This is a genomic window from Plantimonas leprariae (genome assembly GCF_008802405.1).
Taxonomy (GTDB): Bacteria; Pseudomonadota; Alphaproteobacteria; order Rhizobiales; family Rhizobiaceae; genus Plantimonas; species Plantimonas leprariae.
Genome location: NZ_VZDO01000003.1, coordinates 22,720 through 38,461, shown reverse-complemented (window position 1 = coordinate 38,461; position 15,742 = coordinate 22,720). Strand labels below are relative to the sequence as shown.

The following is a 15,742-nucleotide window of genomic DNA, read 5'->3' as shown; positions in this document are numbered from 1 at the left end:
CGGCCGGAAGGGTGCGGTCGACGCCGCGCGGGAAGCGGGCTCCCCGGCAGAAGGCCCGCCAACGGGTCCGTTCGGGAGTTCCCCGACGAACTCTGGAGATGAGGCTAGGGCGAAGACGCCCGAGAGCGATAGCGCGAATTCGGCTGTCCACAGCTTCGCGTAACAGAGTGAACGGCGGACGACCCGCTCAGGTCGGCTTCGCGCCGAGCCCCGCCAGCGCCTTCTCCACGACCGGCAGCATCCGCTCGACGACGATCGCGACGCCGGCCTTCGTCGGATGCATGCCGTCCGGCTGGTTCAGGGCGCGATCGCCCGCGACGCCGTCGAGGAAGAACGGGTAGAGCGGGACGCCGTAGCGCTCGGCCAGCCGCCCGTAGATCGGGTTGAACGCCGCCGCGTAGTCCGGCCCCATGTTTGGCGGCGCCAGCATGCCGGCGAGGATCACGGCGGTGCCGCGCTCCTTCAGCCGCTTCAGCATCGCGTCGAGATTGCTCTCCGACACGCGCGGCGGAATGCCGCGCAGCGCGTCGTTCGCGCCGAGTTCGAGGATCACGAGCTTGGCCTCCGGCGGGATCGACCAGTCGAGGCGCTGCAGGCCGCCGGTGGTCGTGTCGCCGGAAACGCCGGCATTCGCGACCGCGACGTCGTAGCCCTTCGCCTTCAGCGCCGCCTGAAGCTGCTCGGGAAAGCTCTCGCCGGGGCCGACGCCGAAGCCCGCCGACAGGCTGTCGCCGAAGGCGACGACGCCCAGGCCCGGCTTCTCCTGCGCCGCCGCGCCGATCGTGCCGCCGGCGAGAAGACACGCGGCTATCACGGCGGCGCGAAAGGCTTGGAAGCGGTGCATCATCGGCCCATATCCGGTGCGGAGAGCCGATCCTTCCGGCCGGCTTATCCCCCGCATATAGGACGTCTTCCCGCTTGTCTGACCCGGCGATCCGCCTTCGCGACGTTCACCTGACGCTTGGGCAGGGGCGAACCGCCGTCCATGTCCTGAAGGGCGTGTCGCTCGAGGTCGCGCGCGGCGAGTCGGTCGGCGTCGTCGGCCCGTCCGGCTCCGGCAAGTCGACCCTCCTGATGGTGCTGGCCGGGCTGGAGCAGGCGGATTCCGGCACGGTCGCCATCGCGGGCACCGAGCTTGGAGCCTTGAGCGAGGACCAGCTCGCCGCCTTCCGGGGCCGCGAGGTCGGCATCGTCTTCCAGTCCTTCCACCTCATCCCGAACATGACGGCGCTGGAGAACGTCGCGGTGCCGCTGGAGCTTTCCGGCCGCCCCGACGCCTTCGAGCGGGCCGAGCGCGAGCTCGCCGCCGTCGGGCTTGGGCTCCGCGCCCACCACTATCCGGGCGAACTATCCGGCGGCGAGCAGCAGCGCGTCGCGATCGCGCGCGCGCTTGCTCCGGAGCCCGCGCTTCTCGTCGCCGACGAGCCGACCGGCAATCTCGACGGCGAAACGGGCCGGCAGATCGCCGACCTTCTGTTCTCCGAGCAGAAGCGGCGGCGGATGACCATGGTCCTCGTCACGCACGACACCGGCCTTGCGGCGCGCTGCGGACGCGAGGTGCGCGTCCGCTCCGGCACGGTGGAAGCGGAGGCGGCGTTCGCGTGACGGCGGTCGAAGCCGAACGGCGCGGCCGCGCGACGAGCGTGCCGGCGGGGCCGACCGCCGCGGGGCTCCGGCTGGCTTGGCGCTTCGCGCTGCGCGAGATGCGCGGGGGCCTGCGCGGCTTCGCGGTGTTCCTCGCCTGCATCGCGCTCGGCGTCGCGGCGATTGCGGCGGTGAATTCCGTCTCCGCCATGATGACGCGCGGCATCGAGAGCGAGGGCCGCGCCATCCTCGGCGGCGACGCGCGCTTCGGCCTCGTCCAGCGCACCGCGACGCCGGAGGAGCTGGACTATCTCGGCTCGCTCGGAAAGGTGGCGGCCGTCACCTCCATGCGTTCCATGGCCCGGACCGCGAGTGGCGAGGGCGACCCGACGCTGGTGGAGCTGAAGGCGATCGACGGCGCCTATCCGCTCTATGGCCGGGCGGAAACGACGCCGGCTGCGCCGCTCGCCGATCTGCTAGCCGAGCGGAACGGCCGCTTCGGCGCGCTCGCCGCCCCGGAACTCCTGGAGCGGATGAATGTCCGGCCGGGGGCTGTGCTGCGGCTGGGGAGCATCGAGGTCGAGCTGCGCGGCGTCCTCGACCGCGAGCCGGACGTCCTGTCGGACGGCTTCATCTTCGCGCCGCGCCTGCTGGTCTCCGCTGCGGCGATGGACGCGACGGGTCTCGTCCAGCCGGGCAGCCTCGTCGAGCACGACTACAAGGTCCGCCTCGACCGGACGGTGCGAGCCGACGACCTCACGGCGGACGCCAATGCGCGCTTCCCGCAGGCCGGCTGGAATGTCCGCACCGCCGACCGCGCCGCGCCGGCGCTCCAGCGCAACATCGAGCGCTTCGGCCAGTTCCTGACCCTCGTCGGCCTCGCCATCCTCGTCGTCGGCGGCGTCGGCGTCGCGAACGCGGTCAATGCCTATCTCGCCGGCAAGCGCCGGGTGATCGCGACCTTCAAAAGCCTCGGCGCGGGCGGTCCCTTCGTGGTGCGGGTCTACCTGATCCAGATCCTGATCCTTGCGACCCTCGGCGTCGCTCTCGGTCTCGTGCTCGGGGCGGCCGCGCCGTTCCTCGCGGCGGGCGCGTTGCGTGCCGCGCTTCCCGTCGCGGCCGAGCCTTCGGTCTATCCGCTGGCGCTGCTGGCCGCCGCCGCCTTCGGCTACCTGACGGCGCTCGCCTTCGCGCTCCTGCCGCTCGGAGCCACGCGCGACGTCGCGGCGACGGCGCTGTTCCGCGACGCGTCCGGCAACGGAACCGGCCGCCGGCCGCGCGCCGCCTATCTGGCGGTGGTGGCGGGCTTGGTGCTCCTCATCGCCGGGCTCGCGCTGCTCATGGCCGACGACCGCCGGGTGGCCGCGACCTTCCTCCTCGCCACCGCCGTCGCCTTCGTGGTCCTGCGCGGCGTCGGCTTCCTGGTCGGGCGGCTCGCCCGCGCCGCGCCGCGGGTCCGCAACGTGCCGCTGCGCCTGGCGCTTGGCAACATCCACCGCCTCGGCGCGCTGACACCGTCCGTGGTGCTCTCGCTCGGCCTCGGCCTGACGCTGCTCGTCGCGCTGGCGACGATCGACACCGACCTTCGCCGCGAGATTTCCGGCGAGCTCGCCCGCCGCGCGCCGGACTTCTTCTTCGTCGACATCCAGAACGGCGAGATCGAGCCGTTCCGCGCCCGCGTCGCGGCTCTAGCTCCCCGCTCGACGCTCGACGCCGCGCCGATGCTGCGCGGCCGGATCACCAAGCTGAACGGCGTCGAGGCGTCGGAGGCCAAGGTGCCGCCGGAAGGCGCCTGGGTGCTGCGCGGCGACCGCGGCATCACCTATGCCGGTACGCTGCCGGAGAACTCCCGCCTCGAAGCCGGCGAATGGTGGCCGAAGACTTACGAGGGCGAGCCGCTCGTCTCCTTCGCCGCCGAGCAGGCCGGCCAGCTCGGCCTCCATGTCGGCGACACGATCACCGTCAACGTCCTCGGCCGCGACATCACCGCGAGGATCGCCAACCTTCGCGACGTCGAATGGGAATCGCTGTCGATCAACTTCGTGATGGTGTTCTCGCCGAACGCCTTCCGCGGCGCGCCGCATGCCTGGCTCGCGACGCTCGATATCCCGAACACCACGATGGCGGTGGAGAAGGACGTGCTGCGCGGCATCGCCGACAGCTACCCGGCCGTCACCACGGTGCGCGTCAAGGACGCGCTCGACGCGGTGAACCGGCTCGTCGCGCAGCTCGCGATCGGCATTCGCGCCGCTGCGGCGGTGGCGCTCGTCGCCTCCGTGCTGGTGCTGGCCGGAGCGCTCGCCAGCGGCAGTCGCGGCCGCATCCGCGACGCCGTTGTCCTCAAGACGCTCGGCGGTACGCGGCGGACGCTGATCGCCGCCTATACGAGCGAATACATGCTGCTCGGCCTCGCGACCGCGCTGTTCGCGCTGCTCGCCGGCGGTCTCGCCGCCTGGTACGCGGTGGCGCGCATCATGCAGCTTCCCTTCCATTTCGACTGGCGGATCGCCGCCGCGACGATCCTGACCGCGCTCGTGGTGACGGTCGGAATTGGGCTCGCGGGAACCTGGCGCGTGCTCGGCCAGAAGGCGGCGCCGGTGCTGCGCGAGCTGTGACGGATGTCGCCCAGTAACGCGGTCGTGATCGTCGGCCGCGACGGATGACGCAAAATTAACCCAGGATACAGTCCGGCGAACGGGGCCGGGCTTGTGTGTCCCGCGCCGGCACCGCATATTTTCGGCAGGCAAGCTGGGCGTCCCGCCAGCGGCGCCTCGGTTTGACGCGGTGAGTTCCGTATTTCCGCGCGAGGCCGACACCGGACGGGACACGCAGAAAGGGAAAGTCACATCGATGGCTGACAACACACGTTGGGGCGCCGCGCGCGTCCCGGCAGCCGGGTCGAGGGTCGACGTCACGATCGACCAGGGCCTGCGCGCCTACATGCTTCGCGTCTACAACCTGATGGCGGCCGGCCTCGCGATCACCGGCATCGCGGCCTATGCGGTCTACGCCGCCTCGGTCAGCGCCGATCCGACCCCGTATCAGGTCGGCAACGGCATCTTCCTCACCGACTTCGGCTACACGGTCTTCGTGTCGCCGCTGAAGTGGCTGATCATGTTCGCGCCGCTGGCGCTGGTCTTCTTCCTGTCGTTCCGCATCGACAAGATGTCGACCTCGGCCGCGCAGACGACCTTCTGGGCCTATGCCGGCCTCGTCGGCCTGTCGCTCGCGACCGTGTTCCTCGTCTACACGCAGGAATCGATCGTGCAGGTGTTCTTCATCACGGCCGCCTCGTTCGGCGCGCTGTCGCTCTTCGGCTATACGACGAAGCGCGACCTGTCGGGCATGGGCAACTTCCTGTTCATGGGCCTGATCGGCGTGGTGCTCGCTTCGATCGTCAACATCTTCCTCGGCTCCTCCGCGCTTGCCTTCGCGATCTCGGTGATCGGCGTCCTCGTGTTCGCGGGCCTCACCGCCTACGACACGCAGCAGATCAAGGAGATGTACTACGAGGGCGACGGCGAGGCCGTGATGGGCCGCAAGGCGATCATGGGCGCGCTGCGGCTCTACCTCGACTTCATCAACATGTTCATGTTCATGCTGCAGTTCTTCGGCGACCGCCGCTAAGCGACAGCGAACATCGAGACGGGAAGGGGCGTCCTCCGGGGCGCCCTTTTCTTTTACGCGAACGCCTGCGAGGAAGGCCCCAGAGATTTGGGGAACCGGCATGAGTGCCTATACGATCCGCGACGCGACGGAGGCCGACGTTCCGGCGATCGCGCGCGTCTACGAGCATGCCGTCCTGCACGGCACCGCGACCTACGAGCTCGTGCCGCCGCCGGAGGCGGAGATGCTGACGCGCTTCCGGGCGATCAGCGGCGACGGCTACCCGTATATCGTCGCGGAAGACGCGGACGGCACGCTCCTCGGCTATGCCTATGGCAGCGCCTTCCGCACCCGGCCCGCCTATCGTTGGAGCGTCGAGGACTCGGTCTATCTGGAGCCATCGGCGCAGGGGCGCGGCATCGGCCTGGCGCTGCTCCTGCGCCTCGTCGAGCTCTGCGGCGAGCTCGGCTTCCGGCAGATGATCGCCGTGATCGGCGGCGGTGAACACAGGCCCTCGATCCGCATCCACGAGAAGGCCGGCTTCCGGCATCTCGGCGTGATGGAGGCGTCGGGCTTCAAGTTCGGCCGCTGGATCGACACCGTCCTGATGCAGCTTCCGCTCGGCGAGGGCAGGGACACCTTGCCCGACGAGGCGACCTATCCGGGCACCCTGTTCAGGGGGTGAGCCGCTCGCGCGCCAGCCGGCGCTCCAGCGCCCGCGCGCCGAGCGAGACGGACACGGTCATCAGGAGATAAAGGTAGGCCGTCACCGAATAGGTCTCGAAGAACCGGAACGAGCCGGCAGCGAAGACCTTGCCCATCTGCGTGATGTCGGCGACGCCGAGCACCGAGACGAGCGAGGAATCCTTCACCATCGAGACGAAATCGTTGGCGAGCGGCGGCAGGACGGTCCGCACCGCCTGCGGCAGGACGACGAGGCGCAGCCGCCGGAAGGGTCCGAGACCGAGCGCCTTCGCCGCCTCGACCTGGCCCGCCGGCACGGCCTCGATGCCGGCCCGGAAGATTTCCGCGAGGAAGGCCGAATAGGCGATGACCAGCGCCGCGACGGCTCTGGCGAGCAGCGACACGTCGCGCACCAGCAGCGGCTCGACGAGCCCGAGGTGCTGCAGCGGCAGGAACACGACGTTCCAGCCGGCGACGAAGGCGGGCGCGGCGACGAAGGCGATCCAGAACAGGAGCACGAGGGTCGGCACGCCGCGGACCACCTCGACATAGAAGCGAGCGGCGTTCCGCACGAAGCGGTTGGCCGACTGGCCGGCGAGGCAGACGAGGAGGCCGAGAAGGATCGCGCCCGCATAGGCGACGAGGGTGACAAGCACAGTGGTGGCGAGGCCGCCGAGCAGCACCTCCACGATCCGCCGCCAGCCGGGATCGAGCGCGAGGACCATCGCCACGGCGAGGGCGCAAACGCCGAGCGCGACCAGCCACCAGGGAAAGTCCGGGTCGGAGAGCCTTCTCATGCAGGCCGCGGAAGCGGCGTCACTGGCCCATCTTGTAGTCCCGGAACCACTTCTCCGTCAGGCGGTCGAAAGTGCCGTCGGCCTTCAGGCTGGCGATCGCGGCATTCACCGGCTGGACGAGGTCGGAGCCTTTCGGGAAGATGAAGCCGAAGTCCTCGGCCCCCAACGGACCGCCGACGAGTTTCAGCCCGCCGTTGGAGGCGTCGACATAGCCGCGGCCTGCCGTGCCGTCGGTCAGCACGGTGTCGACGTCGCCGGTCTTCAGCGCCTGCACCGAGGCGCCGAAGGTCTCGAACAGCTTGATGCGCGGGTTCTGCTCGTTGCCGTCGAGCACTTCGTAGACCGCGGTGTAGAACGGCGTCGTGCCGGCCTGCGCGCCAATCAGCCCCTTGTCGAAACCCTTGAACGAGGCCGCGTCCGCGAAGCGGCTCTCGTCGCCGCGCACCAGCATGAACTGCTCGGAGCGCATGTAGGGATCGGAGAAGTCGACCTGCGTCTTGCGGTCGTCGCGGATGGTGATGCCGGTCATGCCGATGTCGTACTGGCCGGCGTTCACCGCGCCGATCATCGCGTCCCAGGAAGCGTTGGCGTAGGTGACCTTGAAATCGAGGCGCTTGGCGATCTCGTTCATGGCGTCGTATTCCCAGCCGATCGCGCCGCCGCCCTTCGGGTCGACGAACTGCAGCGGCGGGTAGGCGTTCTCCGTCACCACCGTGACGGCGCGGCCCTTCAGGTCCGGCAGCGGCGTCTCTGCGAGGGCCGGCGAGGCGAGGCCGAGGGCGGCGGCGACGAGAAGGAGCTGGCGACGGTTCACGGGCGATTCGTTCCGAAAGAACAGGACGGCCGGCAAACTGTCACGCGGGCGCCGGCCTTGCAAAGCTTTCAGGCTTCCTTCTCCGCCGCCTCGCGCACCGTCTCAGCCGCTGCTTCCGGCGAAAGGCGGGCTTCCGGCGGCATCGCCGCCTTGGCGTAGTTCTGCGCGATCACCGCGCAGGCGAAGAGCTGGATCTGGTGAAACAGCATCAGGGGCAGCACCACCAACGCGACGGTGTGGCCCGGAAACAGGATGCCGGCCATCGGGATGCCGGTCGCCATCGACTTCTTCGAGCCGCAGAAGACGATGGCGATCTCGTCCTCGCGCGCAAAGCCCAGCCGGCGGCTGGCGAGCGTGGTCAGCGCCAGCGCGAGGAACAGGATCACGACGTCCGCGAGGACGACGAGAGCGAGCTCGGCCGCGCCGACGCTCGTCCAGACGCCGGAGACGACGCCTTCCGAGAAGGCCGCGTAGACGACGAGCAGGATCGAGCCGCGGTCGACCACGCTCGTCACCGGCCGGTGGCGCGCGAGCCAGTTGCCGACCAGCGGCCGGGCGAGCTGGCCGGCGAGGAACGGCGCGAGGATCTGCCCGGCGATCTTCAGCACCGGGTCGAGGCCGAAGGAGAGGTTGCCGCTGCCGCTCGCGAGGGCGAGCACGAGGAGCGGCGTCGCCACGATGCCGAGGAGATTCGACACCGACGCGCTGGTGAAGGCCGCCGGCACGTTGCCGCCGGCGATCGAGGTGAAGGCGATCGAGGACTGGACCGTGGACGGCAGGAGGCAGACGTAGAGGAGGCCGAGCGCGAGCTCCGGCGGCAGGAGATCCGCGGCGAGTGGGCGGAACAGGAGGCCGATCAGCGGAAACAAGACGAAGGTCGAGGCGAGGATCAGGCCCTGCAGCCGCCAGTGCTTCAGACCCTGCCAGACGGCGCCCGGCGACAGGCGCGCGCCGTAGAGAAAGAACAGGAGCGCGATCGCGGCGAAGGTGATCCAGTCGAACGCGGCCGCGACCTCTCCGCGCGCCGGAAGGAGGGCGGCGATCGCGACCGTTCCCATCAGCAGCAGCAGGAACCGGTCGACCGGGATGCGAGCAAAAAGGGTCTTGAAGGTCATCGCCTCCGCCGTCGCGCCCGCCGACCGCCTCGGGAAGCGCTGCCGTGCCGGCTTTACAGGCGGAGGGCAGCCGAAGCCAACTGTTTCAAGCCGCCAGCGCGGACGGGCGCGGCTGGGCGGCGAGAGAGGCGACGACGCGATTCCGCCCGCTCGCCTTGGCGGCGTAGAGGTGAGCATCGGCACGCGCCATCGCCTCGAATAGCGAGCTTTCGCCGCCTTCGACCCCCGCTATGCCGAAGCTTGCGGTGAGACGCCGCCCGGCGCCCTCCGCCCGCCAGTCGCGCTCGGCGAAGGCGATGCGCAGCACTTCCGCGATCACCGCGGCAACCTGGGGCGGACCGGGAAGGAACAGGATGAACTCCTCGCCGCCGAATCGGGCGGCCACGCCGTCCGGCGGCATGACGATCCCGACGATCTCGGCGAAGCCTTCGAGGATGCGATCGCCGGCGGCGTGACCGAAGGCGTCGTTCACCGCCTTGAAGTGATCGATGTCGCAGACGACGAGCGAGGCGGGGCGGCTCGGGTCCGCGGCGAAGCCCGCCGTCGCCCGCTCGAAGCCGCGCCGGTTGAGGAGGCCCGTCAGCGGATCGCGCTCGGCCGCGTCGCGATAGCCCGCCACCACCCGCAACGTCACGGCTGCGAGCGCCACCAGACCGCCGACGAGCCCGAGCGCGGCGCCCGTCATCTGCATCGCGAAGGCGTAAGGCGAGCCGGCGAAGGCGTCGAGGCTGGTTTCCGGTGCGAGAACGAGGTTGAACACCACCGTGCGCGTCAGGTTGTCGAGTACCACGAGGACACTGACGCCGACGAGAACCCGGTCGATCGCGGTCTGCGCGCGCAGCCCGATCGAGCCGAGCGCGATCAGCAGCAGAGCCGAACAGGCGAGGTCGTTCACCAGCGTCTCGGCACGCAGGTCTGCCATCCCGACGATCGTATAAGCCGCGCCGGCAGTGCTCGCCGCGACGAGAAACGCGAAGAGGCGCCGCCGGAGCGGGCGGCCGAAATAGTCCAGCAGCGCCTGCCCGAAGCACCAGAAGGCAAGGAGAAAGCCGATATCGGCGAGCAGCGCCTGCAACACGACGGGCACGTTCTCGGGCACCATCGGCACGAGATAGGCGCCGCCGGCCAGCGCGTAGCCGACGCTCCAGAGCCGCGCCGGCCGTGAGTTCCAGCGCGCCGCCACCGCGAAGGTCGCGGCGAAGCTCAGCATGACGAGCGGCAGGAGGAACGCGAACTTGTCGTCCATTCGCGCCTGTTCCCCGCAGACCGCTGGTGGCGCCGCGCCCTCGCGACGTTACGCACGGATACGACGCTAGCAGTTAACAAAGCATGGGAAGCAGCGTCAGCCGACGGGCTTCGTCGCCCGCAGCGAGATGGCCGAAACGAAAAAGCGGCCCCGAAGAGCCGCTTTCGTGCAAAACCGAATGAAGGGGCAGGTCTTACTCGGCGGCCTTCTGCGCCTTGGCGGCCTTTTCGCTGGCCGCCTTGTCGTTCGCGGCCTGGCGCGCTTCGTCGTTCAGCTTGCGGGCGCGCACGTTGGTCGCCTCGACGATGCGGGCCGACTTGCCGCGGCGGTCGCGCAGGTAATAGAGCTTGGCGCGACGCACGCGGCCGCGGCGCACGACCTCAACCGATTCCAGCATCGGCGAATAGACCGGGAAGACGCGCTCGACGCCCTCGCCGTAGCTGATCTTGCGGACCGTGAAGTTCTCCTGGATGCCGGCGCCGGAACGGGCGATGCAGACGCCCTCGTAGGCCTGCACACGGGTGCGGGTGCCTTCGGTGACGCGCACGTTCACGCGCACCGTGTCGCCGGGGGAGAATTCGGGGACGGTGCGGACGGCCGCGATGCGCGCGGCTTCCGCCGCTTCCAGCTCGGCGATGATGTTGCTCACGGGAGAAGCCTCTCTTGGTTTCATGCCGGCCTTGCCGGTCATGGCCGCGATGGTCCGCGGTCAAGTTATTCTGAGGAACCGGGCGCACATATACGCTCGAGCGCGCTTTGTCGAGACGGGCGAGCGGCTTGGCGGAGCTCGGCCGGACGCTTGGGGAAGCTGGGCGGGACGCTTGCGGGTGCGGATGGCGCCGCCTATGCAGCGCCGGTCGCCGTTTCCTCGCCCCGAGTCCGTTCTCCATGCCGATCCTCGAAGTCCTCGGCCTGTTCCTCGCGGGCTTCGTCACCGGCGCGGTGAACGCGGTGGCGGGCGGTGGCACCTTCATCTCCTTCGGCGCGCTGACGCTCGCCGGCGCGCCGCCGATCGTCGCGAACGCCACGTCCTCGATCACGCAGTTCCCCGGCTACGTCACCTCGACGCTGGCCTATTGGAGCGACATCAAGGCGATGTGGCGCGGCGCGCTGCTGCTGGTCGCCGTCTCGCTGGTCGGCTCGGGCGTCGGCGCCTCCGTCCTCCTCGCCCTCGACAACGTCCAGTTCCGCGCCCTCGTGCCCTGGCTGCTCCTCGCCGCGACCCTCCTCTTCGCCGCCGGACCCTGGCTGAAGCCGAGGCGCCGGCATGCCGAGGCGGCGCGGCAGGGACAGGGTCTCGCCGCGCCGCTCGTCCAGCTCCCCACCGCCGTCTACGGCGGCTTCTTCGGCGCGGGCATGGGCATCATGATGCTGGCGACGCTGGGCCTGACGCAAGGCGGCGACTACCACCGGCTGAACGCGCTGAAGAACCTTCTCGCCACCGTGATCGCGCTCGTCGCGATCGTGGTCTTCGTCGCGGGCGGCGTCGTCGACTGGCCGGCGGCCTTCGCAATGATCCCCGGCGTCGCGCTCGGCGGCTGGTCGGGCGTCTGGCTCGCCCGCCGCGTGCCGCAGACCGCGCTCCGGGCGGCGGTGATCGCCGTCGGCTTCGCGCTCGCCTTCTATTACTTCTGGCGCGGCTGAACGAGATCCGGCCGCCGCTCGGCGGTCAGCCGCTCGGCCTCGCCGCGCCGCCATCGGGCGATCGCGCCGTGGTCGCCGGAGGTGAGGACAGCCGGGATACTGCGCCCTTCCCATTCGGCGGGACGCGTGTAGTGCGGATGTTCGAGCAGGCCGTGCTCGAAGCTTTCGGTCTCGCCGGACTCCGCGTTGCCCATGACGCCGGGAATGAGGCGCACGACCGCGTCGAGGAGCGCCATCGCGGCGATCTCGCCGCCGGACAGCACGTAGTCGCCGACCGAGACCTCAAGGAGCCTGCGCGCCTCGATCACCCGCTCGTCGACGCCCTCGAACCGCCCGCAGACGACGACGACGCCGGGACCGCCGGCCAGTTCGCGCACGAAGCCCTGGCGGAGCGGCGCGCCGCGCGGGCTCATCAGCAGCCGAGGTCGGTCGTCGCCCGGCGGCGAGGCCGCGTCGATCGCGCTCGCGAGGACGTCGGCCCGCAGTACCATGCCCGCGCCGCCGCCGGCCGGCGTGTCGTCCACCGCGCGGTGGCGACCCAGGCCGAAGTCGCGGATCTGGCGGGTGTCGAGCGTCCAGTCGCCGCGCGCCATCGCCTTGCCGGCGAGCGAGAGGCCGAGCGGGCCCGGGAACATCTCCGGGTAGAGCGTCAGGACGCTGGCGCGGAAGCTCATGCCGCCGGCTCCGGTTCGTCCTCCTCGCCGCGCTCAGTAGAGGCGAGGCCCGCCGCGACGGGTTCCACTTTGATGCGCCCGGCTTCGAGGTCGACCTCCGGCACGGCGGCTTCGGAGAACGGGATCATCACGGTGGGGCCGCGTTCGGGGCGGATTTCGAGGACGTCGCCGGCGCCGAAATCGTGCGCGGCCACCACCTCGCCGACCGCTTCGCCTTCGAGCGTCACGACGGCGAGCCCGACGAGGTCCGCGACGTAGAAGTCGCCGGCATCGTCCTCCTCGGGCAGCGCGTCGCGGGCGACGAAGAGCTCCCGCCCGTTCAGCCGTTCGGCATGATCGCGGTCCCGCACTTCCGCGAACCGGACCACCACGACGTTCTTCTGCGGCCGGGCGGAGCGCACCGTGTAGCGATTACCGGCGGCGTCGAAGAGCGGGCCGTAGGCGCCGAGATCGCAAGGATCCGCCGTGAAGGACGAGACGCGGCACTCGCCCTTCAGTCCGTGCGCGCCGCCGACGATGCCGAGGAGGACGGGTTTCGCGCTGCTATCGCTCAAGAAGGGGCCTCGGCTATCCGGAAGATCAAACGCGAACGGCGCCCGGAGGCGCCGTTCGGCTCAAGCATGGCGGGGCGGTTATTCCGCCGCGGCGTCGGCGGCCGGGGCGGCAGCGGCTTCGGCGGCCTTCGCGGCGGCGTCTTCCTCGCGCTGGCGGCGCTCGGCGGCGCGCTCCTGCGCCTTCTTGCCGGGCTCGGCCTTCTTCGGGTTGCTCTTCGCCTCGCGCTTGGCGAGGCCCGCCTGGTCGAGGAAGCGGAGCACGCGGTCGGTCGGCTGCGCGCCGACTTCCAGCCAATGCTGGATGCGCTCGTTCTTCAGGGAAACACGCTCGGCGTCCTTCGGCAGCATCGGGTTCCACGAGCCGAGCGTCTCGATGAAGCGGCCGTCGCGGGGCGAGCGGGCGTCGGCGACGACGACGTGGTAGTAGGGGCGCTTCTTGGAGCCGGCGCGGGCGAGGCGGATCTTCAGGGACATTGCTTCTTCCTGTTTGGATTTGCGATTCTGGTTTGTGCGAAGCCGGCGACGGGCCGGCCTATTTCTTCTTCGGCGGCAGGCCGGGAAAGCCGCCGGGGCCACCGAGACCGGGCAGGCCGCCTGCTCCGAGGCCTGGCAGCCCGCCCTTCGGCAGGCCGGGCATGCCCCGCGCCTCGGCCATCTTGGCGAGCTGCTCCATCTGCTTCGGGTCCATCTTGGACAGGTCCGGCATGCCGCCCATGCCGCCGCCGAGACCGGGCGGCAGTCCCATCTTCGAGCCGAGGCCGCCCATGAGCTTCTGCATCATGCCGCCGCCCTTGCCGCCCTTGCCGGCCATGGACTTCATCATGTCCGCCATCTGGCGGTGCATCTTGAGGAGCTTGTTGATGTCGGCGGCGTCGGTGCCGGAGCCGGCGGCGATGCGCTTCTTGCGGGAATGCTTCAGGATGTCGGGGTTGGCGCGCTCGGCGGCGGTCATGGACGAGATGATCGCGAGCTGGCGTTTGAGCAACTTGTCGTCGAGGCCGGCGGCGCTGATCTGGTCCTTCATCTTCGCCATGCCGGGCATCAGGCCCATCAGCCCACCCATGCCGCCCATCTTCTGCATCTGGCCGATCTGTGCGGCCAGGTCGTTCAGGTCGAACTTCCCCGACTGCATCTTCTTCGCCATCGCCGCGGCCTTTTCCGCGTCGATGGTCTCGGCCGCGCGCTCGACGAGGGAGACGATGTCGCCCATGCCGAGGATGCGGTCGGCGATGCGCGCCGGGAAGAAGTCCTCCAGCGCGTCCATCTTCTCGCCGGTGCCGATCAGCTTGATCGGCTTGCCGGTGACGGCGCGCATGGACAGCGCCGCGCCGCCGCGCCCGTCGCCGTCGATGCGTGTCAAGACGATGCCGGAAATGCCGACCCGCTCGTCGAAGGAGCGCGCGAGGTTGACGGCGTCCTGGCCGGTGAGGCTATCGGCGACGAGGAGGATTTCGTGCGGGGCCGATCGAGCCTTGATCTCGGCCATCTCGGCCATCAGGGGCTCGTCGATATGGGTGCGGCCAGCGGTGTCGAGGATCAGGACGTCGTAGCCGCCGAGCTTCGCCGCCTGCGCCGCGCGCGAGGCGATCTCGGTCGGTCCCTGGCCCGCGATGATCGGCAGCGTCGCGACCGATACCTGCTCGCCGAGGATGCGGAGCTGCTGCTGCGCGGCCGGGCGGCGGGTGTCGAGCGAGGCCATCAGCACCTTGCGGCGCTGCTTTTCCGAAAGGCGCTTGGCGAGCTTCGCCGAGGTCGTGGTCTTGCCGGAGCCCTGCAGGCCGACCATCATGATCGTGACGGGGGCGGGGGCGTTGAGGTCGATCGCGACCTGATCGGAGCCGAGCAGGGCCACCAGCTCATCGTGGACGATCTTCACCACCATCTGGCCGGGCCGGACGGATTTGACGATCGTCGCGCCGACCGCCTGCTCGCGGACGCGCTCGGTGAAGGAGCGCACGACCTCCAGCGCGACGTCGGCTTCGAGCAGCGCGCGGCGGACCTCGCGCAGGGCCGCCGCCACGTCGTTCTCCGACAGCGCGCCGCGCCCGGTCAGGTTGTTGAGGATGCCCCCTAGGCGATCCTGCAGCGAATCGAACATCTTGCGTTCCAGCCTTTCGTGCTTGCGGGCGGGCGAGGCGGACGTGGGTCCGCGCCGCCCGTCCCGCAAGACGGATCGCGACGGCCCATGGCAAAGCCGCATCCGCGGGCGAGACTCGCTGGCGGATGTTGACCTCCGGCGCCCGAAAACGGGCACCCGGTCGGCGGCTCGCGGACAGGACTGTCGCGGTTTGGGTGCGGCTAAAGCACGGGAGGGCTGGCCAAGTCAAATGACCGCGGGGCTTTTGCCTTCAGGACGCGACCTTGCGGATGAAACGGACGCCGGGCAGATCGGCGAAGTGCGCGTCGCAGGTCAGAAGGCCGGCGCCATGGGCGCGGGCAGTGGCGTAGATCGCGGCGTCGGCCGTCGCGAGCTTGTGACGGCTGGCGATTTCGGCGGCGGCGAGGGCGAGCCGACTGTCGAGCGGCACGACGACGCATTTCTGCGCGAAGGCGAGCAAGTTCTGGAATTGCTTCTCGGTGCCTTCTCGCCGCGCCCATTTCGCCAGTTCGAGCTGAACCATCGTCGGAACCAGCCACTGATCGAGTGGGGGAAGCTCACTTCCGACGGCCATGCCCGTCGGGGTGTCGATCAACCATTCGATCCATGCCGACGTGTCGACAGCCAGCATCAGTAGCGATCGTTCCGGTCGCGGTAGTTCGTAGGGTCCGCACCCTTCATGCTGCCGGCGAGCTGTTCCCTTGTCGGAACGGGCACGAGCATCACGCCGCCATCGCTCGGAACGAAGGCGAAATCCTGGCCGACTTCCCAGCCGTATTCCGCGCGCACGGACTCCGGAACTGGGATCTTGTAGTCCGCTGAAAGCGTCGTGTCCTCGCGCATCGTCCTTGTCCTTCCGGTCCGTGCAACCAACCTTGCGGGAAGATAACGCTTGCCGGCCCGTCCCGCAGCCCCTCGTGCCCGAG

At 69.9% G+C, this 15,742-nt stretch carries 17 protein-coding genes; 5 read left to right on the top strand and 12 right to left on the bottom strand.

Annotated elements, in window-relative coordinates; genetic code table 11:
- Nucleotides 1-187: 187 nt before the first annotated feature.
- The gene (locus F6X38_RS04790; RefSeq protein WP_150968759.1) at nt 188-844 is read right to left on the bottom strand and encodes an arylesterase; all 657 of its coding nucleotides are present in this window, start codon (nt 842-844) and stop codon (nt 188-190) included.
- A gap of 74 nt (nt 845-918) precedes the next feature.
- On the opposite strand from F6X38_RS04790, the gene F6X38_RS04785 reads away from it, so the two are divergent.
- The 4 genes from F6X38_RS04785 to F6X38_RS04770 all read left to right on the top strand — a co-directional run bounded on the left by F6X38_RS04785 (nt 919) and on the right by F6X38_RS04770 (nt 5,875).
- On the top strand, nt 919-1,605 hold the full coding sequence (locus F6X38_RS04785; RefSeq protein ID WP_150968415.1) for an ABC transporter ATP-binding protein: 687 nt from the start codon (nt 919-921) through the stop codon (nt 1,603-1,605).
- 98 nt (nt 1,606-1,703) lie between these two features.
- Complete coding sequence (locus F6X38_RS04780) at nt 1,704-4,199, top strand: ABC transporter permease (protein WP_150968758.1); 2,496 nt, start codon at nt 1,704-1,706, stop codon at nt 4,197-4,199.
- 235 nt (nt 4,200-4,434) lie between these two features.
- Nucleotides 4,435-5,211, top strand: a complete 777-nt coding sequence (locus F6X38_RS04775; RefSeq protein ID WP_150968414.1) for a Bax inhibitor-1/YccA family protein — start codon at nt 4,435-4,437, stop codon at nt 5,209-5,211.
- Between the two features lie 100 nt (nt 5,212-5,311).
- Nucleotides 5,312-5,875: a GNAT family N-acetyltransferase gene (locus tag F6X38_RS04770; protein WP_150968413.1), complete on the top strand. Its 564-nt coding sequence runs from the start codon at nt 5,312-5,314 to the stop codon at nt 5,873-5,875.
- Here the strand turns inward: F6X38_RS04770 and F6X38_RS04765 are convergent.
- The 5 genes from F6X38_RS04765 to rplS all read right to left on the bottom strand — a co-directional run bounded on the left by F6X38_RS04765 (nt 5,865) and on the right by rplS (nt 10,495).
- Nucleotides 5,865-6,671 (bottom strand): amino acid ABC transporter permease, encoded by an 807-nt coding sequence (locus F6X38_RS04765; protein ID WP_150968412.1) that lies wholly within the window; start codon nt 6,669-6,671, stop codon nt 5,865-5,867. The genes F6X38_RS04770 and F6X38_RS04765 overlap by 11 nt on opposite strands.
- 19 nt (nt 6,672-6,690) lie before the next feature.
- Nucleotides 6,691-7,485 carry a transporter substrate-binding domain-containing protein gene (locus F6X38_RS04760; protein ID WP_150968411.1) on the bottom strand — a complete coding sequence of 265 codons (795 nt, stop codon included), beginning with the start codon at nt 7,483-7,485 and terminating at the stop codon, nt 6,691-6,693.
- A 68-nt stretch (nt 7,486-7,553) separates the two neighbouring features.
- Nucleotides 7,554-8,600 (bottom strand): bile acid:sodium symporter family protein, encoded by a 1,047-nt coding sequence (locus F6X38_RS04755; protein WP_150968410.1) that lies wholly within the window; start codon nt 8,598-8,600, stop codon nt 7,554-7,556.
- 85 nt (nt 8,601-8,685) lie between these two features.
- Entirely contained in the window at nt 8,686-9,846 is a 1,161-nt protein-coding gene (locus F6X38_RS04750) for a GGDEF domain-containing protein (RefSeq protein WP_150968409.1), read from the bottom strand.
- A 193-nt stretch (nt 9,847-10,039) separates the two neighbouring features.
- The gene (rplS, locus tag F6X38_RS04745) at nt 10,040-10,495 is read right to left on the bottom strand and encodes a 50S ribosomal protein L19 (RefSeq protein ID WP_343033189.1); all 456 of its coding nucleotides are present in this window, start codon (nt 10,493-10,495) and stop codon (nt 10,040-10,042) included.
- A 239-nt stretch (nt 10,496-10,734) separates the two neighbouring features.
- Between rplS and F6X38_RS04740 the strand changes: the two genes are divergently transcribed.
- Nucleotides 10,735-11,490 (top strand): sulfite exporter TauE/SafE family protein, encoded by a 756-nt coding sequence (locus F6X38_RS04740; RefSeq protein WP_150968408.1) that lies wholly within the window; start codon nt 10,735-10,737, stop codon nt 11,488-11,490.
- Here F6X38_RS04740 and trmD read toward each other — a convergent pair.
- The 6 genes from trmD to F6X38_RS04710 all read right to left on the bottom strand — a co-directional run bounded on the left by trmD (nt 11,472) and on the right by F6X38_RS04710 (nt 15,659).
- A complete protein-coding gene (trmD, locus tag F6X38_RS04735) occupies nt 11,472-12,164 on the bottom strand; it encodes a tRNA (guanosine(37)-N1)-methyltransferase TrmD (RefSeq protein ID WP_150968407.1) in 693 nt (230 codons plus the stop codon). The two genes, F6X38_RS04740 and trmD, sit on opposite strands and share 19 nt — an antisense overlap.
- Nucleotides 12,161-12,718, bottom strand: a complete 558-nt coding sequence (gene rimM, locus F6X38_RS04730) for a ribosome maturation factor RimM (protein WP_150968406.1) — start codon at nt 12,716-12,718, stop codon at nt 12,161-12,163. The genes trmD and rimM overlap by 4 nt, the downstream gene beginning before the upstream one ends.
- A gap of 78 nt (nt 12,719-12,796) precedes the next feature.
- On the bottom strand, nt 12,797-13,192 hold the full coding sequence (rpsP, locus tag F6X38_RS04725) for a 30S ribosomal protein S16 (RefSeq protein ID WP_150968405.1): 396 nt from the start codon (nt 13,190-13,192) through the stop codon (nt 12,797-12,799).
- Nucleotides 13,193-13,250: 58 nt separating this feature from the next.
- Nucleotides 13,251-14,816 (bottom strand): signal recognition particle protein, encoded by a 1,566-nt coding sequence (ffh, locus tag F6X38_RS04720; RefSeq protein WP_150968404.1) that lies wholly within the window; start codon nt 14,814-14,816, stop codon nt 13,251-13,253.
- Nucleotides 14,817-15,066: 250 nt separating this feature from the next.
- Nucleotides 15,067-15,447, bottom strand: a complete 381-nt coding sequence (locus F6X38_RS04715; protein WP_150968403.1) for a type II toxin-antitoxin system VapC family toxin — start codon at nt 15,445-15,447, stop codon at nt 15,067-15,069.
- Nucleotides 15,447-15,659 (bottom strand): AbrB/MazE/SpoVT family DNA-binding domain-containing protein, encoded by a 213-nt coding sequence (locus F6X38_RS04710; RefSeq protein WP_150968402.1) that lies wholly within the window; start codon nt 15,657-15,659, stop codon nt 15,447-15,449. Before F6X38_RS04710 ends, F6X38_RS04715 begins: the two co-directional genes overlap by 1 nt.
- Between the last annotated feature and the right edge of the window lie 83 nt (nt 15,660-15,742).